This window comes from Candidatus Symbiopectobacterium endolongispinus, from assembly GCF_018777385.1.
Lineage (GTDB): Bacteria > Pseudomonadota > Gammaproteobacteria > Enterobacterales > Enterobacteriaceae > Symbiopectobacterium > Symbiopectobacterium endolongispinus.
In genome coordinates this window covers 534796-556784 of sequence record NZ_JAFJYB010000002.1, presented here as the reverse complement: position 1 = coordinate 556784, position 21989 = coordinate 534796, and the positions used below count along the sequence as shown (strand labels likewise).

General features: G+C 52.9%; 21 protein-coding genes and 10 pseudogenes. 24 read left to right on the top strand and 7 right to left on the bottom strand.

Annotated elements, in window-relative coordinates; genetic code table 11:
- Positions 1-249 precede the first annotated feature (249 nt).
- Positions 250-1164 (top strand): annotated as a pseudogene (locus JZM30_RS09520) (gluconeogenesis factor YvcK family protein).
- 18 nt (positions 1165-1182) lie between these two features.
- Here the strand turns inward: JZM30_RS09520 and JZM30_RS09515 are convergent.
- Both JZM30_RS09515 and uvrB read right to left on the bottom strand, forming a co-directional pair.
- A pseudogene (locus JZM30_RS09515) lies at positions 1183-1603 on the bottom strand (VOC family protein).
- Positions 1604-1627: 24 nt separating this feature from the next.
- Positions 1628-3640 (bottom strand): excinuclease ABC subunit UvrB, encoded by a 2013-nt coding sequence (gene uvrB / locus JZM30_RS09510; protein WP_252318463.1) that lies wholly within the window; start codon positions 3638-3640, stop codon positions 1628-1630.
- Positions 3641-3847: 207 nt separating this feature from the next.
- Here uvrB and JZM30_RS09505 point away from each other — a divergent pair, with 207 nt between their 5' ends.
- On the top strand, positions 3848-5068 hold the full coding sequence (locus tag JZM30_RS09505) for an ISL3 family transposase (protein WP_252317421.1): 1221 nt from the start codon (positions 3848-3850) through the stop codon (positions 5066-5068).
- A gap of 610 nt (positions 5069-5678) precedes the next feature.
- On the opposite strand, the pseudogene JZM30_RS09500 reads toward JZM30_RS09505, so the two are convergent.
- Both JZM30_RS09500 and JZM30_RS24715 read right to left on the bottom strand, forming a co-directional pair.
- Positions 5679-6658, bottom strand: a pseudogene (locus tag JZM30_RS09500) (phage portal protein).
- Positions 6659-6660: 2 nt separating this feature from the next.
- Positions 6661-7772, bottom strand: a pseudogene (locus JZM30_RS24715) (terminase gpP N-terminus-related DNA-binding protein); the annotation flags it as partial.
- A gap of 131 nt (positions 7773-7903) precedes the next feature.
- Here JZM30_RS24715 and JZM30_RS24985 point away from each other — a divergent pair.
- The 13 genes and pseudogenes from JZM30_RS24985 to JZM30_RS09425 all read left to right on the top strand — a co-directional run.
- Positions 7904-8276: pseudogene (locus tag JZM30_RS24985) on the top strand (GPO family capsid scaffolding protein); the annotation flags it as partial.
- A 396-nt stretch (positions 8277-8672) separates the two neighbouring features.
- Positions 8673-9746, top strand: a complete 1074-nt coding sequence (locus tag JZM30_RS09480; RefSeq protein WP_252318808.1) for a phage major capsid protein, P2 family — start codon at positions 8673-8675, stop codon at positions 9744-9746.
- Between the two features lie 3 nt (positions 9747-9749).
- A complete protein-coding gene (gene gpM / locus JZM30_RS09475; protein ID WP_252318461.1) occupies positions 9750-10412 on the top strand; it encodes a phage terminase small subunit in 663 nt (220 codons plus the stop codon).
- A gap of 91 nt (positions 10413-10503) precedes the next feature.
- A pseudogene (locus JZM30_RS09470) lies at positions 10504-11010 on the top strand (head completion/stabilization protein).
- Positions 11010-11213, top strand: a complete 204-nt coding sequence (locus JZM30_RS09465) for a tail protein X (RefSeq protein ID WP_252318460.1) — start codon at positions 11010-11012, stop codon at positions 11211-11213. The pseudogene JZM30_RS09470 and the gene JZM30_RS09465 overlap by 1 nt, the downstream one beginning before the upstream one ends.
- A gap of 3 nt (positions 11214-11216) precedes the next feature.
- The gene (locus tag JZM30_RS09460) at positions 11217-11510 is read left to right on the top strand and encodes a phage holin family protein (RefSeq protein ID WP_252318459.1); all 294 of its coding nucleotides are present in this window, start codon (positions 11217-11219) and stop codon (positions 11508-11510) included.
- Positions 11497-11848 (top strand): annotated as a pseudogene (locus JZM30_RS09455) (lysozyme). The gene JZM30_RS09460 and the pseudogene JZM30_RS09455 overlap by 14 nt, the downstream one beginning before the upstream one ends.
- On the top strand, positions 11845-12027 hold the full coding sequence (locus tag JZM30_RS09450; protein WP_252318458.1) for a hypothetical protein: 183 nt from the start codon (positions 11845-11847) through the stop codon (positions 12025-12027). The pseudogene JZM30_RS09455 and the gene JZM30_RS09450 overlap by 4 nt, the downstream one beginning before the upstream one ends.
- 19 nt (positions 12028-12046) lie before the next feature.
- Positions 12047-12196, top strand: a pseudogene (locus JZM30_RS09445) (Rz-like lysis system protein LysB); the annotation flags it as partial.
- On the top strand, positions 12123-12407 hold the full coding sequence (lysC, locus tag JZM30_RS09440) for an Rz1-like lysis system protein LysC (protein ID WP_252318807.1): 285 nt from the start codon (positions 12123-12125) through the stop codon (positions 12405-12407). The pseudogene JZM30_RS09445 and the gene lysC, both read left to right, overlap by 74 nt.
- Complete coding sequence (locus tag JZM30_RS09435) at positions 12370-12825, top strand: phage tail protein (RefSeq protein ID WP_252318457.1); 456 nt, start codon at positions 12370-12372, stop codon at positions 12823-12825. Before lysC ends, JZM30_RS09435 begins: the two co-directional genes overlap by 38 nt.
- Positions 12818-13228 carry a phage virion morphogenesis family protein gene (locus tag JZM30_RS09430; protein WP_252318456.1) on the top strand — a complete coding sequence of 137 codons (411 nt, stop codon included), beginning with the start codon at positions 12818-12820 and terminating at the stop codon, positions 13226-13228. Before JZM30_RS09435 ends, JZM30_RS09430 begins: the two co-directional genes overlap by 8 nt.
- On the top strand, positions 13210-13446 hold the full coding sequence (locus JZM30_RS09425) for a phage virion morphogenesis protein (protein WP_252318455.1): 237 nt from the start codon (positions 13210-13212) through the stop codon (positions 13444-13446). Before JZM30_RS09430 ends, JZM30_RS09425 begins: the two co-directional genes overlap by 19 nt.
- 652 nt (positions 13447-14098) lie before the next feature.
- Here the strand turns inward: JZM30_RS09425 and JZM30_RS09420 are convergent.
- The 3 genes and pseudogenes from JZM30_RS09420 to JZM30_RS09410 form a co-directional block, all read right to left on the bottom strand.
- Positions 14099-14804 (bottom strand): annotated as a pseudogene (locus tag JZM30_RS09420) (helix-turn-helix transcriptional regulator).
- 600 nt (positions 14805-15404) lie between these two features.
- Positions 15405-15704 (bottom strand): helix-turn-helix domain-containing protein, encoded by a 300-nt coding sequence (locus JZM30_RS09415; RefSeq protein ID WP_252318454.1) that lies wholly within the window; start codon positions 15702-15704, stop codon positions 15405-15407.
- Positions 15704-16048 carry a type II toxin-antitoxin system RelE/ParE family toxin gene (locus JZM30_RS09410; RefSeq protein ID WP_252318453.1) on the bottom strand — a complete coding sequence of 115 codons (345 nt, stop codon included), beginning with the start codon at positions 16046-16048 and terminating at the stop codon, positions 15704-15706. The genes JZM30_RS09415 and JZM30_RS09410 overlap by 1 nt, the downstream gene beginning before the upstream one ends.
- Positions 16049-16188: 140 nt before the next feature.
- On the opposite strand from JZM30_RS09410, the gene JZM30_RS09405 reads away from it, so the two are divergent.
- The 9 genes and pseudogenes from JZM30_RS09405 to JZM30_RS09365 all read left to right on the top strand — a co-directional run bounded on the left by JZM30_RS09405 (position 16189) and on the right by JZM30_RS09365 (position 21988).
- A complete protein-coding gene (locus JZM30_RS09405) occupies positions 16189-16824 on the top strand; it encodes a phage baseplate assembly protein V (protein ID WP_252318806.1) in 636 nt (211 codons plus the stop codon).
- A complete protein-coding gene (locus tag JZM30_RS09400) occupies positions 16821-17141 on the top strand; it encodes a GPW/gp25 family protein (protein ID WP_252318452.1) in 321 nt (106 codons plus the stop codon). The genes JZM30_RS09405 and JZM30_RS09400 overlap by 4 nt, the downstream gene beginning before the upstream one ends.
- 77 nt (positions 17142-17218) lie before the next feature.
- Positions 17219-17686, top strand: coding sequence for a hypothetical protein (locus JZM30_RS09395; RefSeq protein ID WP_252318451.1), 468 nt, complete (start codon positions 17219-17221; stop codon positions 17684-17686).
- Between the two features lie 145 nt (positions 17687-17831).
- Positions 17832-19001, top strand: coding sequence for a phage tail sheath protein (locus tag JZM30_RS09390; protein WP_252318450.1), 1170 nt, complete (start codon positions 17832-17834; stop codon positions 18999-19001).
- A gap of 14 nt (positions 19002-19015) precedes the next feature.
- Positions 19016-19444 carry a phage major tail tube protein gene (locus JZM30_RS09385; protein WP_252318449.1) on the top strand — a complete coding sequence of 143 codons (429 nt, stop codon included), beginning with the start codon at positions 19016-19018 and terminating at the stop codon, positions 19442-19444.
- 59 nt (positions 19445-19503) lie between these two features.
- Positions 19504-19800 carry a phage tail assembly protein gene (locus JZM30_RS09380; protein ID WP_252318448.1) on the top strand — a complete coding sequence of 99 codons (297 nt, stop codon included), beginning with the start codon at positions 19504-19506 and terminating at the stop codon, positions 19798-19800.
- Positions 19801-19814: 14 nt separating this feature from the next.
- A pseudogene (locus tag JZM30_RS09375) lies at positions 19815-19933 on the top strand (GpE family phage tail protein).
- Entirely contained in the window at positions 19926-21722 is a 1797-nt protein-coding gene (locus tag JZM30_RS09370) for a phage tail tape measure protein (protein WP_252318446.1), read from the top strand. The pseudogene JZM30_RS09375 and the gene JZM30_RS09370 overlap by 8 nt, the downstream one beginning before the upstream one ends.
- Positions 21692-21988, top strand: a complete 297-nt coding sequence (locus tag JZM30_RS09365; RefSeq protein WP_252318445.1) for a hypothetical protein — start codon at positions 21692-21694, stop codon at positions 21986-21988. The genes JZM30_RS09370 and JZM30_RS09365 overlap by 31 nt, the downstream gene beginning before the upstream one ends.
- The last annotated feature ends 1 nt before the right edge of the window (position 21989 follow it).

Genomic DNA, 21989 nt, shown 5'->3' with positions numbered 1-21989 from the left:
GAAAAGAGTCTAACGTTACTCACGCATTACGTCACCCCAATATTCGTTATATATTTATGTATATAAATTATATATAAAGGTTTTTCTCTTCCACAGGCTTTCAGCATAGTCGAAAAGAGGCGTAAAAAATTGTCGTAAATCATCCTGAGGCAAAGATTTTTGGTTTTTTTCGCCTTTATGAGAGAAATCAGCTACCTTAGCCACGTGAATTCCCCCCCCCCCCCCCCCCCTCTTTTGCAAAAGGTCTCTATGCGCAATCGCACGTTAGCCGATCTCGACAAGGTTGTCGCGCTGGGTGGCAGGCACGGCCTTGGTCGCGTCATGTCATCACTTTCCTCATTGGGTTCACGACCCACCGGCATTGTGACGACCACCGATAACGGCGGTTCGACGGGAAGGATCCGCCGCGCAGAGGGTGGCATCGCCTGAGGGGACATGCGCAACTGCCTGAACCAACTGATCACCAGCCCGAGTGTGGCCTCCGCCATGTTTGAATATCGCTTCACCGGTAGCGGTGAACTCGCCGGACACAATCTGGGCAATCTGATGCTTAAAGCGTTGGATCATCTGAGCGTGCGGCCGCTGGAAGCCATTAACCTGATTCGTGGACTGCTGAAAGTGGATGCGGTACTGATCCCGATGTCAGAACATCCTGTCGATCTGGTTGCTACCGACACGGGAGGAAACCAGATCTACGGTGAGGTACAAATAGACAATCTGAATGCACTACCACATGAGTTGCAACTCCATCCCGTGGTCAAGGCGACGCAGGAAGCGATTAATGCCATCGACCAGGCCGATGTGATCCTGATTGGTCCAGGCAGCTTTCTGACCAGCCTTATGCCTTTGCTGTTGCTGTTGCTGGACGATCTGGCGCGAGCCCTGCGCCGCACGCCAGCGCAGATGGTCTATATCGGCAATCTGGGACGAGAACTCAATCAGGCCGCTGCCCATATGACATTGACACAAAAGCTCGCCATGATCGAAAACAAGGTAGGGCGTAAAGTGGTGGATGCGGTTATCGTGAGTCCACACACCTCGGTGCAGGGCATCAACTATCGTCTCATCGTACAGCAGCCATTAAGCGCGCCCGACGTGCCGCACCATCACGATCGCGAACTGCTGCGCCAGGCGCTGGAAATTACCCTGCAACGTCTAGGCTAACCGTACTACAGCCGAGGGCTATTCCCCGCGCAGCCACGGCGTATGGGTAACGCCAACCAGAATGCCTTCCGGGCTAAGGAAACGCGTCACCCACTGCCCCCACGGTTCGAGTCGGTTATCTACCAGCAAGGTATATCCCACCCGTTTAACCGCCGCCGTGGCGGCCACCATATCAGCAACCTCAAACTCCAACCAGGTTTGCGGCACGGTGACGTCATCCGGCCAAAGCAGGATTGGCTCGCCTGCGCCAACGGCCACAGCGCGAAGTGCTTCACTCCATCGAGCGTATCGGCGACCAGATAATCGCTCGAATCCCCAACGGTTTAAGCGGCAAATGTAGCGTGTCCAGATAGAGCGATCGACTGGCCACCGCGTCCGCAGCGATCGGGCCGAAGCCCGCGATAAACAGTACATCTACATCGTGTATAGAAAATGTCATGTCGGCTCCTGGCGCGAAGGGAAATCAGGATGCGGCGATAAATCGCTCACATAATGCATGAATCTGGTCACGCAATGCCGCAGCCTCTTCGAACTCCAAATTCTGCGCATGCTTCATCATTTGGTCTTCCAGTTCACGAATCTTTTGCTCCAACGCTTTTGGCGTCAGTGCATGATATTCTGCGGCAGGTTCAGCGGCTTTACGACCGGTACGCCCTTTGCCTTTCGGCGTCGGTTGCCCCAATTGCAAAATATCGTCGATTTTCTTGTTAAGCCCGGTAGGCACAATCCCGTGCGCTTCGTTGTACGCTTGCTGCTTCTCGCGTCGCCGCTCCGTTTCCTGAATGGCGCGCTGCATTGATGGCGTAATCTTGTCGCCATACAGGATGGCTTTACCATTAAGGTTACGTGCGGCACGGCCGATGGTCTGAATCAAGGAGCGTTCCGAACGCAGGAAGCCCTCTTTATCAGCGTCCAAAATAGCCACCAGCGACACTTCTGGCATGTCCAACCCTTCTCTGAGCAGGTTGATACCCACCAGCACATCAAATTCGCCCAGTCGCAGGTCACGGATGATTTCAACGCGCTCGACGGTATCGATGTCCGAGTGCAGATAACGCACGCGCTCGCCGTGTTCTTCCAGGTATTCGGTAAGATCTTCCGCCATGCGTTTGGTTAAGGTGGTGACCAGCACGCGCTCGTTCAACGCAACGCGTTTGCGGATTTCAGACAACAAATCGTCCACCTGCGTCGCAACCGGACGCACTTCCAGTAGCGGGTCAAGCAGTCCTGTAGGCCGCACCACCTGATCGACGACATCACTGCCTGAATGTTCCAGTTCGTAATTGCCGGGTGTCGCCGAAACATAGATGGTTTGCGGTGCGAGCGCTTGAAACTCCTCAAACTTCATCGGCCTGTTGTCCAACGCTGACGGCAGACGAAAACCATATTCGACCAGCGTTTCTTTACGCGCCCGGTCACCGCGGTACATGCCGCCCAATTGCGGGATCGTCACGTGGGATTCATCGATCACCAACAATCCATCGGCAGGCAGGTAGTCAAATAGCGTTGGGGGCGGCTCACCCGGCCCGCGTCCAGAAAGATAGCGCGAATAGTTTTCGATACCGGAGCAATAACCGAGTTCGTTCATCATCTCAAGATCGAATTGCGTACGCTGTGTCAGCCACTGTTCTTCCAGCAGTTTATTGTTTTCCAACAATACTTTGCGACGCTCAGTGAGATCCACCTTGATATCTTCCATCGCCTGAAGAATACGCTCACGCGGGGTGACATAGTGGGTTTTCGGGTAGATGGTATAGCGCGGCGCTGTTTGTAACTGCTGGCCAGTGAGCGGATCGAACAGCGTCAGGCGTTCAACTTCTTCATCGAACAGCTCAACGCGCAACGCAATCTCATCGGATTCCGCCGGAAAAATATCAATCACTTCGCCGCGCACACGGAAAGTACCACGCGTAAAGGCCTGATCGTTACGCGAATATTGCAGTTCGGTCAGTCGGCGCAAAATCGAGCGCTGATCGATAATCATGCCTACCGTCAGGTGCAGCATCATTTTCAGATAGAGATCGGGATCGCCCAACCCGTAAATAGCCGAGACCGACGCGACCACCACCACATCGCGCCGTTCCAGCAGCGCTTTGGTGGCTGACAGACGCATCTGTTCAATATGCTCGTTAACCGACGCGTCTTTCTCGATAAAAGTGTCCGAGCTAGGTACATAGGCTTCGGGCTGGTAGTAATCATAGTAAGAGACGAAATACTCAACCGCGTTATCAGGGAAAAACGCTTTCATCTCACCATAGAGTTGCGCCGCCAGGGTTTTGTTGGGCGCCAACACCATGGTGGGGCGGTTAAGATCCGCAATCACGTTGGCAATGGTAAAGGTTTTTCCCGAACCGGTTACCCCCAGCAACGTCTGATGCGCCAACCCCGCCTCCAGCCCCTCTTCCAGCAGACGGATCGCTTCAGGCTGATCGCCTGAGGGGGTAAACTCGGAGTGCAGTTTAAAGGGTTTGCTCATGAACAACCTGCCAGAAAGTGGACTAAGCGTCGCGAAACCAGGCAACGCACAGTAACATTCAACAATAGTGTGAGGCGTCAAGCATAGCACTAACAGTGCGCCTCAGAAATTCGTTTACCCACAGTATACTGGATATAAAATGGTCTTCCCTTGTTGTGGTGGCTGAAGGCATGATAATGGCGTATTAAATCGCCAGAGGTCACCACCATGGACGAAAAGTCTCTCTACGCTCATATCCTCAACCTGTCTATTCCGTGGCAGGTAAAGTCTCTTTCTCTCGATGAAAATGCCGGTTCTGTTACCGTTACAGTTGAGATTGCGAAAAACACTCAGTTAACCTGTCCAACCTGCGGGAAATCTTGTCCTATTCACGATCACCGACATCGTAAATGGCGCCATCTCGATACCTGTCAGTTCGCGACAATAGTCGAAGCTGATGTACCCCGTATTATGTGCCCGGAGCATGGCTACCAGACGCTGTCTGTTCCATGGGCCGGCCCCGGTAGCCGGTATACGCTGTTGTTCGAGTCGTTCGTTATCTCATGGCTGAAAATCAGCACCGTGGATGCCGTCAGGAAACAGCTGAGGCTGAGCTGGAATGCTGTCGATAATATTATGCAACGGGCGGTTAAGCGTGGACTGGCCCGTCGAAAAACACCTCAGGCCGCACGTCATCTCTGTGTTGATGAGGTCGCTTTCAAAAAGGGGCATCAGTACGTCACCGTTATCTCTGATACCCAAGGACAGGCATTGGAACTCAAAGATGATCGCGGAGTTGAAAGTCTTGCTGGCTATCTCCGGAGTCTGGGTGACCGCCAGATTGAATCCATTAAAACCCTGTCGATGGACATGAATCTATCCTATATAAGCGCAGCGCGGCTCCATCTGCCTAACGCGGTGGAGAAGATCGCGTTCGACCACTTCCATGTAGCGAAAATGCTCTGTGCCGTCGTAGATAAAACACGACAGTTGGAGATGAAAACCATCCCGTTACCGGCACGAAAAAGTGCACATCGTTCCCGTTATCTGTGGTTGTACGGTCGCCATAAACGTCATGGTCGAATAGCAGAAAGACTGGAAGCAGCGCAGATGGTTCTGCCTGATACCAGCCGTTGCTGGGCAATGAAGGCGCTGGCCCGGGAACTCTGGAACCGCCGGTATGACGAACACAGCAGGCGTCTGTGGCTGGAATGGATAGGGATGGCAAAAGACGTTGGTGTCCCGCTACTAAGCAGCGCCGCCCGGACGTTACGTAAACGACTGTACGGGATCCTGAATGCCATGAAACACAGGGTATCAAACGGTAATGCAGAGTCACTAAACAGCAAGATAAGGCTGCTGCGGATCAAGTCCAGAGGATACCGGAACAAAGAACGCTTTAAGGTGGCAGTGATGTTCCATTACGGCAGGTTAAACATGGGGTTATGAGTCTCCCACCATGATAGGGGAAGACCCATGTGTATACAGAACCAATAAGGAAGTGGCATCCCTTGGAAAACACGGAACAAATACAAGACGTTTTGTCGTGGGTTCAATTAATAGCCGACATATCGTTAGTGGCTCAATGCGATGTAGAGGGATTGAAAACCGCTATGTCGATCATTTCAGATTTGGCGAGTGGCACGATAGAAACCAGAGAGCACCCAGTGATTAGTGACAGGTCGGCGTTACTGGAATAATTAAAAAAACGATTAGAGAATGCCACCTTTTAGCGTTGCATGTATAACACACGACACGCATGATTTTGCATGACGATCTACAGTCAATTTTTCCCCGCTAGCGCCACGGCTGGCGCGGATTGCGCCAGATCGTGCGAGTGCATGAAAAGCGACACACAAAACGGGCAGGCGTGGCGGGGATAGCATTGCGCGCGAGGGCGTCTAGGCGTGATTCATCCCGCGCCTAGACGCCCCGCTGTGAGGTTTCCGCGATGATTACCATGTATCGGGTTGGTTGTTACATGATGCGCGCAAAACGCGATTGGTGAGGTCTGAGGCGGGTATAAAAAAGCCGCTGACCCAGCGGCTCTGTGGCGGGGTTATTCTTCTGTCAGGGCGTAGGGCTTAAAGGTGATCACCTCAATGCCGACCCACTCATTCACCTCTTTGATTCGTGCCTGTAATGGCGCCAGTTCATTCCTGACAAACACCTGACTTGCTTTCTCCACATCCCCAAATCCCCCGGTATTATTCGGGATAATCCCCATCATCCGCTGCGGCACGCGGTGTGCACTGAGCAGGTCGTCGCGGCGGGCGTTCTTGATGTTAAAAAAATCATCTTTGGTCGCCACCTCGCTGAGCGGCACGATCTTGATACCGTCTGGCTTGCCGTTGGGCGCGTAGAAAAACAGGTTCTTAAAATTCCCCGGCCCTTTTGTATTGCTCATCGCGGAGCGTAACTTATCTACGTCAGTACCGCTTGGTGCCGCATCGGTCACGTATAGGATGTAACCCGCGTGCGCGCCGTTCTGGTAATACTTGCGCCGGAACAGCGTCGCGGATTCGTTCAGCCAAGCGGAATTCAACGAGCTGATATATTCCGGTAGGCCGTACATTTCCTGATTGATATCCGGTTCAAGCAAATGAAACACGCTGCCCGGTTCAAAACGGTGCGGCTCCTTGAAGGATTGCACGAACCAGCAAACATCATCTTCTACCCCGCGTCGGGTGTATTTGGCCGGGCTGAAGTCCAGCCGTAAGATACCGCCTGTTCTGTTCAACCGCTTTTTCAGAAAGCCATTGCCAAACACCAGATAATCCAGCACAAAGCGGCTAAAATCCTGCTGACTCAATAGCGGGTGCGGGATAAATGTGCTCGCCAGAATGTTACGTTTCACGTAGATCGGTGAGCTGTGGTGCACTGCGGCTCAATCCATTTGCCGTTATGGATACACTCGGCGTAATCCAGAATATCGCGGCGGTCCAGCACAGCGGATGGCTCACCGAAGGTGAATGCCTCCATCGGTTGTGCCGGGCTGGCTGGCGTTGATGTTGACTGGCGAAACTTACGTTTTTTCACGCGACTGACTCCTTATTGTTAATGGCCTGCGACCAGTCGCAACCAAAAAGCACCCGGTATTCTTCCGGGGTACATTCCCGTTTGATGTCATCGAGATCGTGCAGGAGACAGCCATGCGCGATGGCTTGTTCCAGCGTCAGCGACTGACGCCAGACACCATCCGAGCCAAACGAACTGCCCGGCATGAAAAGGGCTGGCAGCGGATGTGTGCGCCGCTGAAAATCACCGCGCCATACCTGAAAAGCGAGGTAGTTATAAGAGGTAGATCCGTAAAGCGTCCAGCGGTATTGCTTATGCATCGACATGGATTTGGCAATTAAAAACGCCGTGCGTGGGTTTTTAAACCACGGGAATTCATCAACATACACATTACCCGAATAGGCCGCGCAGTGGTTTTCTTCCCCTAAAAATGAAATCTGCGCATCGTGCAACAACACATGCCCGGCGTCGTTGGTTGACAGGTTAACCCCCACTTGCCACGCGGCCGCTTGCATGTGAGCGCGGGCCACTTGCGTCAGTTCTGGCGTCGGTGCATAGAAAATCTGATTGCGCCCGGTGGTCAGTGCATCAATCAGCGCCTCACGCGCAAAATAGAACGTTGCCCCAATCTGGCGCGATTTCAGGATATTGCGGATACGGTGCTGTAGCCAGGCCTGATGCCAGTCGCGCTGGTACTCGAAATCTCACTGAGGAAAATGTCGTTCAGCTTCTCAATGGCGGCGTCGCTGAACAGGTTCTTTTCCGGTGCCTTGCGTTCGCCCTTGTTGCGGTTGCGCACGTTGGGATTGAGATCCGCCTCATTGCCCGTCTGGCTGTAGCGGTTCACCCGCGCAAGACGTTCAATCTGACGGCCTAACAGGTCAATCTCTTTGTAGTCGTGTCCCTCCTTTTTGGTCTTCATGATGAGTTGAATCAACCGCGCTTCCAGATTGGCTTCGACACGCGATACCGGGGCGATAGCGTCCCAGCCGACGCGCTGTTTCCAGCTCTTCACGGTCGGCGTTTTCTGGTTCAGTATTTCCACAATCTGACGCACCGAAAAGCCCTGCCAGTAGAGCAAAGCCGCCTGTCGTCGTGGGTCGCTGATGATGGTAGTATCGATGGCTGTATTCATGACGGCAAGGCTACGTCAGCGCCGCCCCTCCACGCCTTAAGTGCCTGTTGTGCCAGCAGTTAGCAAACCGTGATTGATGGCGCGCCGAAGGTACACGCCTGGTACTCGCCCCGACTTCCCGCAAACAACGGATGAGAAAATGGCAAGGAAAGTTTCTAATTGGTTCCGCGTTGGTGTTGAGGGGCGACACCTGCGACGGTCGTGTGATTGACGCCAACGATATTCAAAACATGGCTGACACCTTTGATCCGCGTGTCTACGGTTGCCGTATTAACCTTGAGCACCTCAAAGGCGTGCTGCCTGACAGCCCGTTATGGCGATGTGGTCGAGCTGAAAGCGGAGACGATTGAGGATGATTCAGCGCTAAAGGGCAAGCTGGCGCTGTTCGCCAAAATCACCCCAACGGGCGAACTGATCGCGCTGAATAAGGCCTCGCAAAAGGTCTATACCTCCATGGAGATTCAGCCCAATTTTGCCAACAGCGGCAAAGCCTATCTGGTCGGTCTGGCGGTCACTAATAACCCGGCCAGCCTCGGCAACGAAATGCTGGAATTCAGCGCCAAAGCCAAACACAACCCGCTGGCAACCAGCAAAGCCTCCCCGGAAAACCTCTTTTCCGTCGCCATCGAAGTGACGCTGGAGTTTGAAGACCTGCCGGACGTTGAGCCGACCCTGTTAACCCGCGTGAAAGCCCTGTTTGGTCGCAAGCAGTCCAGCGACGATGCCCGTTTTAACAATGTGCATGAAGCAGTGGCGGAGGGCGCCGGGCAGGCGCAGGCCAACGCCGACAGCGTGGAGCAACGCTTTACCCGGCTTGAGCAACGCCAGCAGCAGGACATTGCGGGGCTGACGCAGAAGTTGAGCGCCAGTGAACAGCAGTTCACCGACCTCAAATCCACGCTGGACGGCACCGAAAGTCTGACCCAGCTTGCCGCGCTCAATGGCGTTGAGGTGGAAACGCTGAGTAAAAAATTCAGCGTGGAGCCGTCGGTCACGCAGTCGCTGATGGAAGTGGTGCAGGAGTCCAGCGACTTTCTGACCCGTATCAATATTGTGCCGGTGGCAGATCTGACTGGGGAGAAGGTCGGCCTCGGTGTGTCCGGGTCGGTTGCCAGCACCACCGATACGTCCGGCGGAGATGAGCGCGAAACCGCTGATTTGCTGAGTCTGGAAGCCCGGCAGTACAAGTGCGAACAGATGAACTTTGATTTCCATATCCGCTACAACACCCTCGACCTGTGGGTGCGTTTTCAGGATTTCCAGTTGCGTTTACGTAACGCCATCGCCAAACGTCAGTCGCTGGATTACATCATGGCCGGATGGCACAGCGTGAAACGTGCGACAACCTCTGACCGCGCCAAAAATCCGCTGTTGCAGGATGTGGCGGTGGGCTGGTTGCAGAAATACCGCACCGAGTCCCCTCAGCTCGTCATGGATAAAGAAACAGAAGAAGATGGCACCGTTATTTTCGAAAAAATCCGGGTTGGTCTCGGCAAAGCGGCCGCGTATATCACGCTCGACGCGCTGGTGATGGATGCAACCAATACCATGATCGCCGAATGGCATCAGGAAGACCCGGATTTGGTGGTGATTTGTGGCCGTCAGTTGCTGGCTGACAAATATTTCCCGCTGGTCAACCAACAACAGCCCAACAGTGAAACGCTGGCCGCTGATGTGATTATCAGCCAGAAGCGTATCGGCAACCTGCCTGCAGTACGTGCGCCGTATTTCCCGGCCAATGCATTGCTGATCACCAGTCTGGATAACCTGTCGATTTACTACATGGACGACAGCCACCGCCGCCACATTGAAGAGAACGCCAAACGTGATCGCATCGAAAACTATGAGTCCATTAAACAGGATTACGTGGTGGAGGATTACACCTGCGGTTGCCTGATTGAAAACATTGTGCTGGGTGATTTCCGCACCGATGAAGAGAAAGATAAAGACGCGAAAGCGAGCGCGGGAGCCTAAGTCATGTTAAGCCCCGCCCAGCGTCACATGATGCGGGTATCAGCGGCGATGGCGTCGCAGCTGGAGAATGATCTGCGGCGACAGGCCACCGGGTACGAGCAAATGCTGTTCCGGCTTGCGGCTGACAAACGCACTTTAAAACAGGTGCGCTCCATGGAGCGTAAGGCCGAAATGAAACGCGGAATGTTAGAGGCTTATGCACCGTGGGTGGCGGGGGTACTTGCCAACGGGCGCGGCGCGCAGGATGCGGTACTGATGACCGTCATGGTGTGGAAGCTCGACGCCGGAGACGTCCCCGGCGCGCTGGAAATTGCCCGCTATGCGCTGGCGCACAAGCTGGTGATGCCGGAGGGCTACACCCGCCCGACGCCATACCTGCTAGCCGAAGAGGTGGCCGATACCGCGCCCCGCGCCCATACCGCCTGGCAGGCGGTCAATATTGAGTTGCTGATCGACACGCTGACGCTGACCGATGCGGAAGACATGCCCGATCAGGTGCGCGCCAAACTGCACAAAATTATCGGTCTGGTGCTGCGTGACAGCGGCAAGCCCGAGCAAGCCCTGTTTCACCTAAAACGCGCCTTTCAGCTTGATAGCCGAAGCGGCGTTAAAAAAGACATAGAGCGGCTGGAAACTGCGCTGCGCAAAGCAGCGGCCAGCCGTTAACCCAACGCGCCCCGCGCCGGGCGGCACACAGGCCGGAACGGTTACCCGTTTTCTGAGCCTGTGTCCACCGCCCACCTATTCAGAGGTTGTCATGACGACAATGATTTTCAACGCGAACGCGGAGCCACGCCCGGATGCGATGGTTATTCCGGTGCCTGCGGAACAGGAAGCCGTGATCAAAAATACCTTTTTTGGCCGGATGTGGATCCCGGAGCTCTGCGCAAATTGATGCGACTGGAAAACACCGTCACGCCGGAACGCCTGCGCCATACGGCATTAACCGCGATTTCAGAAGTGAATGCCGAGTTGCACGAGTACCGGAAAACGCAATGGGGGGGGGGCCGGATTTACCACGCTGGCCGAGGTTCCCGCCGAGCAGCTCGACGGCCAGAGTGAGAAACATCATCACTATCTGCGCGCGGTCAGCGCCATTACCACGGCGACGCTGTACGAGCGTTACCGGGGCTATGACGCCAGCGCCAAAGGTGATCGCAAAGCGGATGCGCTCGACGGCACGATTGATGAGCTTTGGCGTGATGCGCGCTGGTCAATCAGTCAGTTACAGGATAAGCCCCGCTGCATCATCGGGCATATCTGATGAAGGTTATCGCACAGCAGGGCGACACGCTGGACGCCCTTTACTATCGCCACTACGGGCGCACACAAGGTGCGGTTGAAGCGGTGTTATCCGTTAATCCGGGGCTGGCCGAATACGGGGCCATTCTGCCCCACGGCACCACCGTAACGCTGCCCGATATCGCTACCGCCCCGGCGTGTGAATCCGTTCAGTTATGGGAGTGAATCGTGAACGAACCCGATAAAAGCGTTTTGTCTTTGTTTTTGATTGGTGCGCTGATCGTCGTCGGCAAAGTGCTGGCAGGCGGCGAGCCCGTCACGCTACGCCTGTTTATTGGCCGTACCTTGTTAGGCGGCTTTGTCTCGATGGTGGCGGGGGTGGCACTGGTGCAGTTTCCTAACCTGTCGACCGTTGCGATTAACGGCATAGGTGCTGCGCTGGGCATTGCAGGTTATCAGGCCATTGAGTTGCTGATAAAAAGCCAGTTGGACAAGAGGACGAAAGGTCATGACCAACAGTAACAATCTGACCGCCTTTCTGGACATGCTGGCCTTTTCAGAGGGAACGGCGACGCACCCGCTGACGCGCAATAGCGGCTATGACGTGATTATCACTGGGCTGGATGGCAGGCCAGAAATTTTCACCGACTACCGCGATCACCCGTTCGCGGCGGGTCGTCCGGCCAAGGTGTTTAACCGCCTGGGTGAGAAGTCCACCGCGCCCGGGCGCTATCAGCAGCTTTATCTGTTCTGGCCGCACTATCTGGGCCTCGCTGCCGGGAGCGGGTTACGGCCAGCGGGAACACCGCCTTGATACGCTGATTCAGGTGTACCAGCAGGCAGGGGGAGCGCTGGCATGATGAACCCATGGGTAAAGTTTATGGGGCTGGTCATTGTGTGTTTGTTCAGCATAGTGGCCGTCAAAAAATGGCAGCTTTCCCGCGCTGAGCGCACGGTAAGCCTGCAGGGGATCGCCCCGAGGAGTCAGCAAAAAGACACGCTGCTGGCACAGTCCGCCGCAAAGCAACGCCCGGCGTAATGAACAGGCGCAGGCTGAACTGCGCCTCAAACTCTCACAGGCCGGGCAACTGGCTGCTTCCCGCGATAACACCATCACGAGGCTACTCAATGAAAATGCCGATCTGCGTCGTTGGTATGGCGCTGCTATGCCTGATGCTATTAAGCGGCTGCACCGCCGCCCCGCCTTTGACGGCCCCGACGCTTATTTACGTTGGCTGTCCGAAAGTAACCAGTTGCCCGATACCGGGCAGCAGCCCGCAAACCAACGGTGACTTGAGCGCCGACAATCGCCAACTGGAAGGTGCACTGGTGAGCTGTGCGCTACAGGTTGAAACCATCAAACACTGTCAGGAGAAACACGATGCTGAAACCCAGCAGCCTGCGCCGCGCCCTGAATGATGCGGTGCCGGTACTGAAAAACAACCCCGATATGTTGCACCTTTTCATTGACAGCGGCGCGGTGACGTCAACCCTCGCCTTGTCGCTGTCATTTGAAAACCAGTACACGCTGAATCTGGTTATCACAGATTTTACCGATGATATCGACTGGTTACTGGTGCCGATCAACGCATGGCTGCGGGAGAATCAGCCGGATATCACTAATGACCCTAAAGGGTTTACCTATATTGCGGATATTAATGATAACGGTAGCTGTGATATCAGTATCAGCCTGAAACTCACCGAGCGGATGATCGTTAAAGAAGTTGATAAGGCATTGCATTTGACGCATGCACCAGAGCCACCCTTGCCGATCCCGGTAGAGCGCCCGGTGTCACTGTATATCAATGGCCAGTTAGTGAGCATATGGCATGAATGAGCTGAAACCGTTTGACGATGAACTGGCGGGATTGCTGGCTAAAATGTCTCCCGCCAGTCGCAAGGCGTTAGCAAGAGGCATTGCTAACTATTTACGAAAAACCAACCAAGCCCGTATCCGTAAGCAAAAAAGTCCAGACAGTACGGCATTTACCCAGCGCAAGGCGCAGGTCATCAACGTTCAGCGGGGAATGAAAATTCTGTGGAACGGTGAGGTGCGCAGCCTTAAAAACTGGCGTAAACGTAAAGCCCGATTCGGCACCTTATTTACCGGATATGATACAGACAGAAAAGCCATTCGTTCGTTTTACATCAGTGATATCCAGCGCTTTATTGAGGTGAAAAAAGAGCGGGTGAATACCCGTTCAGGTAAGGCTAAAGCTGGATGTTTCAGCAGCTTGTGAAGAATAAATACATGCTGGCAGTAGCATCGCCCAACGATGCAACGATAACATTTGCTAATAAAGCGCGGCGGGTTGCCGAGATCCATCATTACGGACAAGCAGATAAACAGCGCGGCCATAATAAAGAAATTCAATATCCTGAGCGTCAGCTTTTGGGGATAACGCGCTCGGATAAAGAACGGGTAAGTGATTCAGTGATTCAGCACCTGAGTAAATAAATTGTATTATCTTAGATTTGATAGTTTTCACTGGCAGCAAACAATCAAATCTGACAGTCTGCTTTGGGCGCAGGCTGTGTGAAAACTCAGGTCGTGTCCGAAATGCACGATAGGCTTATCGGCAATTACATTGAACGCGAGTACTACGTTTGATGCTACATCCACTCATTGAATACACGACCCACATCACTACAAACCATGGCCGCCCGTCCGAAACCATTTTTATACGCATTCATTACCCGAAGATGTATTGAATGGGGGGGCTATTAAATTTTCATTCAAACAATGAATTATATTCTTAGCGTGTTTTTTACATCATTGGCCTTCACACCCTATTTTCTATGGGCTGTCATTACCAGATTTATCAAAAAGAAAAAAGAAAAAACAATATTTACAATAAAACAAACAACAAAATGAAAATATCCATTTGACTAATTTGATGATAGGTAGTGACTGTTGCATATCTTTGCGGTAATGAATCAAGAGACAGATAAAAACAATCAATAAGAAAAGAACCACCAAAACACAACATTGCTTTAATAATCAGTTTGGTTTTAAAAATGTGTATTCGAGAAAAAATAATCTCCGATACACAACCATGTTTTTTCACTTTTGCCTTCATAAGCGCTAACCTTCCGTTTTCCCTGTATAATTACCAGAAAAAGTTCACACCTTCACGCAAAATTTCCTTAGGTACATAGCTACTCAACCCTGTTGAATGGCAATATTCAATCAACCCTTTTAAGGAGTGGCACCCGACTTTTCATAAAATAGTTTTAAGCCTGTTCTCAATGGTTCTATTTGATAAGAATAGTTTTTCTGCTATTTCTTTTGCACTCAGTTTTTGAATGGCATAAAAGATGATATCAAGTTCTCTTTCTGTAAAATTATCTACAGGAGGAGTGATAGTAACCACTGAAGGTTGTAAGCTGTTTAAAAAAATCGCACACAGAAATAAAGTTAAATTTCTTACCAAAGAAAACAGTACCTAACACATCTCCATTTGGGTTGTAGATAGGAAATTTGGGGAAGTACCACGGAGAAAGGATCTTTTCTCGGCCAAAAGGAGATGTGACTATAATCTCGGCTCCCTCTTTGCTTTGCTCTGCCTTTCTGTCGTGAGCTTTGAAATCATTACTATATTCAGACCATTGACATGGCATCTCCTCGTCTAGCCGTCCTTCAAAGTCAAAGCCAGTCTGAATATCAAACAAATCAAGACAAGACTCATTTAAATAAACAAACTTTGAATTATTGTCTTTTATAGCCCATGGAATATTGGTCTTCTCCATTATGGAAATGATTGGTAACTGATTGAGTGAATCGAGAGTCAAACAATATTCATTTGAGAAACTCATATTTTTATCCTCCATAACGTGTACTCCTGTTTTATAAAAAATATGTTAATCGATACAACCACCCTGCATGATAAAATTTCTGAGGTTTGCATAAAGACACTAAGAAATGAAAGCATTAACACAGTAAAATAATTACTGAATATTAAAATACACCATAAGCATCTTCCTCACCAATAATAAAACCACATCCTAACCAGAATAAATCACAACAATATTAAAAAGAAGTAATATTTACTCTAACTCAAAGAAAAAGTAAAGAACACTCTAACTTTAAAGAGGATAAAAATCACAGAATAGAGACGACAGATTGAGTTTTTTATAAAATGTGCCAACACCATTTTTTATTATCATATTAAAAATAAACAGAGCATATACCTTTCTGTCACGTATTCAATGTGTTGCTCTACTATAAAAATAGCATTCATGCTCTATGTTCTCTTCATGCATTCAGGCTGATTTTAAACACCTTTTTTGCATGCCAGACTATGCAGCAATACACTCATTTAATACGTGACCACTTTTCGCACAGAGCTGTGTCAGGTCAAATCTGAGCTAATACAAATAAATAATGCCCCGTAGATTCGGGGCATACTTATGTTTTCAGATATGGAATACCCGCCCGCCGCCGTCCGGTAATTCAACCGTCAGGCTTAACTTGCCGCCCATCGCTTCAATATAGCGTTTCAACGTTGCCAGTTTGACATCGTTACCGCGCTGTTCTATCTGAGTGATAGCGGGCTGTTTAATCCCCATCGAGTCGGCAACGGTTTTTTGTGAAAGTTGGAGTTCTTCCCTCAACATCTGTAGACCCGTTTCCAGAATCATTTCATCGGCCATTTCTTTAATGCGGGCCTGACTTTCTGGTGGTTGCGCCGCAATAAATTCTTTGAGCGTTTTCATTAGTGATTCCTCTTTGCCAGATGCTCGGTAAATTCATCATCCGCGATACGGATCATGGTGTCGTAAAACCGCTTATCATTGCTTTTGTCCCCGGCGCACAACACGATAGCCTGATGCTCGGGATCGAAAGCAAAGAACGCTCGAATTGGGTGCCCGGCATGTTGCACGCGTAACTCTTTCATATTGCGATATCGTGAGCCTTTCACATCGTCAGCATAAGGGCGGGGAAGCTGTGGGCCATAAAATTCAAGGCGCATCAGGTCAGCCGCCATTTTTTCCTGTAGAGAACATTCCTGTTCTTCTAACCATGCGGTAAATCGTTCCGTCAAAACTACCGTCCACATTCTTACCACTCCGTAATAAGCTACAGCTTATATAATATAAGCTGTAGCTTATTTGTCAATATACAAGTTGCTTGTTGTCTGGCAGACCAGCAAGCCGCATTACATTGACGCGACTTGTCCCCGGCGGCATCCTTTCCCGTATGAAAACACAAGCCACCCTTACCGAAATCCAGCGCCTGCTGCGCAATCTGATCCGTGTCGGCGTCGTGACGCACGTCAACACAAAAGACGCCCTTTGCCGGGTGCAGACCGGAGACATGACAACCGACTGGTTGAACTGGCTAACCCGTCGCGCCGGACGTTCCCGCGACTGGTGGGCGCCGTCTATCGGTGAGCAGGTGTTAATTCTGTCTATCGGCGGTGAACTGGATACCGCCTTTGTGCTGCCCGGCATCTATTCAGACGATAACCCGGCGCCGTCGGCCTCTGCTGATGCGCTGCATATCCGCTTTCCCGACGGTGCGGTGATCGAGTACGAACCCGAAAACGGTGCTCTGACCGTCAGCGGCATCAAGACTGCCGACGTCACCGCCTCCGAATCCCTTACTGCGACCGTGCCACTGGTACTGGTGAAAGCCGATACCCGCATCACGCTGGATTCGCCGGAAGTGGTCTGCACCAACAAGCTGATCACCGGAACGCTGGAAGTACAGCAAGGCGGGGAAATGCGCGGCAATATCCAGCATTCCGGCGGTTCGCTGTCGTCCAATGGCAAAGTGTTGCACACCCACAAACACCCCGGCGACAGCGGCGGAACAACAGGAACGCCACCATGACCTCGCGCTATAGCGGCATGAGCCGCGATAACGGCACCGTGCTGGCTGACCTTGAGCACATTCGCCAAAGCGTGCGCGACATTCTGATCACACCGATAGGCTCGCGTGTGATGCGCCGTGATTACGGTTCGCTGCTGTCTGCCCTGATCGACCAGCCGCAAAGCCCGGCGGTGAAATTGCAGGTGATGGCCGCGTGTTACATGGCGCTGTTGCGCTGGGAGCCACGCATCACGCTGACGGGTATCACGCTTGAATCGACCTATGACGGCAAGCTGGCCGTCGATATTGCGGGCGTGCTGCCGATGTTGGCGCGTTAACCGACACACAGGCTGCGCAAAAATATGCGTTACGCTCCATTAAGGTTAACGGAAAGCCGCTTTCTGCCGACGTCAACTTGTTGGCTGGAGATATCAATACATGGAATAAAACAGAGGCCGATGGCCGTTATCTGGCGAAAGCCGCCACCGCTGTAGCGGCGGCAAAGCTGTCAACCACGCGTAAAATTAATGGGGTCGATTTTGACGGCACGCAAGACATCAATTTAACATCGTCTGATTTAGGCATGGTAGGTATCGTTGAAACTGGCGCAGGAACCGGGTTTCATTGGCGAAAATTTTCTGATGGAAAGATAGAGGTTTTTGCGCGTTTCAATCTAACAATTGGCGCGCCGCTTGATGTCGTTTTCCCGAAAGTGTTTACAGAAACCCCGATGATTTTCCTCCAAGAGAATGGCGGTGCAGACACCAATGGTTTGGTGATAAGAGTTCGAAATCTGTCAGAAGCAGGCTTTTCCGTGGCGTGGAACCAGCGGAGCGGTTCCGGTAGTGCCATAGATGTGTGTTATCACGCCATCGGTAAATAGGCCAAGCACTGCAACTATCGCCCACCTGTCCGGTGGGTTTTTTCTTTCCCTCTTTGTTGTTCCAGCGCCAGCCGGGCAGCAACAAGATTCGCCCTCATCGACAGCACAACACAATAACCTTGCCTATTTCACTGGAGTGAGCCTGATGAGCGATTACCATCACGGCGTGCAGGTTGTTGAGGTCAATGACGGCACGCGCGTTATTTCCACTGTATCCACCGCGATTATCGGTATGGTGTGCACCGCACCGGATGCCGACGCGGCAACCTTTCCACTCAATACCCCGGTATTGATCACCAATGTTCTGTCTGCCGTCGGCAAAGCCGGAAAAAAAGGCACGCTGGCCGCTGCCCTGTCGGCAATTGCCGACCAGTCCAAACCCGTTACCGTCGTGGTGCGCGTGGCCGATGGTAACGATGAAGCCGAAACCCTCAGCAATGTGATCGGCGGCAGCGACGATAACGGCAAATACACCGGGATGAAAACCCTGTTAGATGCACAAGCAGTTACGGGGGTTAAGCCGCGCATTCTCGACTTGCCGGGGCTGGATTCGTTACCTGCCGCCACCGCGCTAGCGTCCATTTGCCAATCGCTGCGTGCCTTTGGTTATGTCAGCGCATGGGGCTGCAAAAACCTGTCGGATGCCATCAACTACCGCGACAATTTCAGCCAGCGTGAACTGATGGTTATCTGGCCGGACTTTATCGCATGGGATACCACCGCGAACGCCAGCACCACAGCTTACGCCACCGCTCGCGCGTTAGGACTGCGCGCCAAGATTGACCAAGAGACAGGTTGGAATAAAACCCTGTCTAACGTCGGCGTCAACGGCGTGACGGGGATCAGCGCCTCGGTATTCTGGGATTTACAGACACCCAGCACTGACGCGGATTTACTCAATGAAGCAGGCGTCACTACGCTGGTACGCAAAGACGGTTTCCGCTTCTGGGGCAACCGCACTTGCTCTGACGATCCGCTGTTCCTGTTTGAGAACTATACCCGCACCGCACAGGTGATTGCCGACACCATGGCAGAGGCGCACATGTGGGCCAACGACAAGGCGATGACCGCAACACTTATCCGCGACATTATCGACGGTATCAAGGCCAAGTTCCGCGAGTTGAAAAGCAACGGTTACATCATTGATGCCGATTGTTGGTATGACGAAAGCGCCAACGATAAAGAAACCCTCAAGGCCGGGAAACTGTATATCGATTATGACCATACGCCTGTCCCCCCTCTGGAAAATCTCACCCTGCGCCAGCGCATCACCGATAAATATATGGTGAACCTGTCCGCGTCAGTTAACAGCTAAGGAGCCGCAACGCTATGGCACTGCCTCGCAAACTGAAATTTATGAACCTGTTCAATGACGGGATGAGCTACATGGGGATCGCTACCGCCGTCACGCTGCCGAAGCTCACGCGCAAGCTGGGGAGCTATCGCGGCGGCGGCATGAACGGTGCCGCACCGGGTGCCGATGCGGTCATGCTGCGCTTTACTGGGTCGTACCAGCGTGATGACACCGGGGAAATCATTACGGTAGAAGTGGTGATGCGCGGGCGTCACAAAGAAATCGACGGCGGCGAGAGTAAGCAAGGGGAAGACACCGAAATCAAAATTTCTACCCAGTGCACTTATTACAAGCTGACCATGGACGGCAAAGAGATGATCGAAATTGACACCATCAACATGATTGAGCGTGTCAATGGCGTTGACCGTCTGGAGCAACACCGCCTGGCGATTGGTCTGGTGTAACCCTGTGCGGCCAGCGCAATGCTGGCCGTCTTTCTTCACCCTGAATACAGAGAATTATCATGAACCAACACGATAACGTAGTAACGCTGGAAACCCCGATTAAACGTGGTGACACCCTGATCGAAACCGTCACACTGATTAAACCCACTACCGGAACCCTGCGCGGTGTCAATCTGGCCGCCGTGGCAAACTCAGACGTTGACGCCATGATTAAAGTACTGCCGCGTATGACGGTGCCGGCGCTGACCGAACCTGAAATCACCCGCATGGAACTGCCGGATATGATTGCCACCGCTGGCAAGGTGATCGGTTTTTTGACGCCGAAATCACCGCAGGCGACCTCCCACGAAGCCTGACCGTTGATGAACTGATGGCGGATATCGGGTGATTTTTCACTGGCCGCCCTCAGAGCTTTATCCAATGAGCCTTACCGAGTTGATTCTATGGCGCGACAAGGCGCTGAAACGCAGCGGACATGCCAATGAGTAATAATCTACAGCTCAGTGTTTTGCTTAAGGCCGTGGATAATGCCACCCGACCGTTTAAGGCGGTTCAAACCGCCAGTAAAAAACTGTCGGGTGATATCCGCGACTCACAGGGCCAGCTTAAAACCCTGAACGCACAGACCGGACGCATTGAGGGCTTTCGCAAAGCCAAAAGCCAGCTAAGCGAAACCGGGGCGGCACTCAAACAGGCGCAAGCCAAAGCCGCTGCCCTGTCGGCTGAACGGCGCGACAGCGAAAACCCTACCAAGCAGCAGGTAAAGGCGCTGGCGAGTGCGAAACATCAGGCGGCAACGCTCAAGACCGAATACGGCGAACTGCGCCAGTCGCTACAGCGTCAGCGTGAAGAGTTGCAACAGGCGGGCATCAGCACGCGCAACCTTTCCGGCCATGAGCGTAAATTACGCAACGATATTTCCCAAACCACCGCCACGCTGGATCAGCAGCGCTCCGCCCTTGCGCGCGTCAGCCAGCAACAGGAAAAGCTGAACGCAGTCAGTCAGCGCTACGAGAAAGGCAAAGCCATCACTGCCGGGGTACGCAACGGCGGTGCGGCGGCGTTTGGTCTCGGCTCGACGGCGCTGTATGCCGAAAGCCGCCTGATTGCTCCCGCCGTTGAGGCCAACGGACAAGGCGCACGCATCGCGGCACAAACGGGCGGGAATAGCGCCGACGGCGAACAGTACACCCGCGTTATCAAACAGATTAATGCCACAGGTGTCAGTGGCGATCTCAATCAGATAGCGGAAGCAGTCGCCGCGGTGCGCAGCACATTGGGTGCGCTGGGAAATGTGGGCGAAACCGAGCTGACCCGTATATCGCGTAAGGCGCTGGACATGCAGGCGGTACTCGGTGGCGACGCTGCCGAAAGTATCCAGATAGCGGCCATCATGATGAAAAACGGCCTCGCTAAAAACAGCGATGAGGCGTTTGATTTGATGGTATACGGGATGCAGCGCGTATCGGCACAGATGCGCGGCGAACTGCCGGAAATCCTGCGCGAGTATTCGACCCACTTCCGCAATATGGGATTCAGCGGATCGGAGGCGATGACGCTTCTTGTGGAGATGGCGCAGCAAGGAAAATTTGCGCTGGACAAGACGGGCGACGCGGTAAAGGAGTTCAGCATTCGCGGCTCGGACATGTCCGAGTCAAGCATTGAAGCCTATGACGCCGCCGGGCTCAATGCCGCCAAAATATCTACTGCCATTGCCAGCGATGGCGATAAAGCGCGTGCCGCCATGCAGAAAACCGCACATGGTCTGCTGAAAATCAAAGATCCGGCAGAACGGGCCAACGCGGCGATTGTTGGCGGCGCGTTGCTTATCTGGAAATACTGGGAGCCTATCAAGGCCTTTATCGGCGGTGTGGTTGAGGGGTTTGTTGCCGCCAGTGCGCCAATTATTGCCGCCTTTGCGCCGCTGCAACCCGCTTTTACATGGATAGGCGACACGGTAAAAGCGCTGTTTGGCTGGTTCGGTGATTTGCTGGCCCCGGTTAAATCGACCGCTGCCGAGCTGGACGGTGCGGCCAGCGTGGGGAAACGTTTTGGCGAGACGCTGGCTAACGGGCTAAATGCCGTGATGCACCCGTTGGATTCGCTGAGATCCGGTGTGTCGTGGCTACTGGAAAAGCTGGGACTGGTTGATGAGAAATCGAAAAACCTGCCGGGCGCGGATAAGCTCATACCGCCGCAACAGGCCGCTGCCTTAAACGCGGGCGCATCCCGCTGGGAAAATTCGCCGTGGTCGGCGAGCATGGCCCGGAGATCGTAGAAGGCCCGGTCAACGTGACCAGCCGCCGGGAAACAGCGGCAATGGCGTCTGCTGCCATGAACATGTCGGCCTATCGTCCGATAGCCCCCACGGCACAGGCCAGCGCCGCACCGTCTACGGTCAGCATCCATGCGCCTATCAGCATTGTTGCGCAGCCCGGCCAGAGTGCGCAGGACATAGCACAGGAAGTGGCGCGCCAGTTTGAGCAGAGGGAACGGTCGGCGCGATCGCGCGCATTCAGTCAATACAGCTATCAGGGAGGCTAAT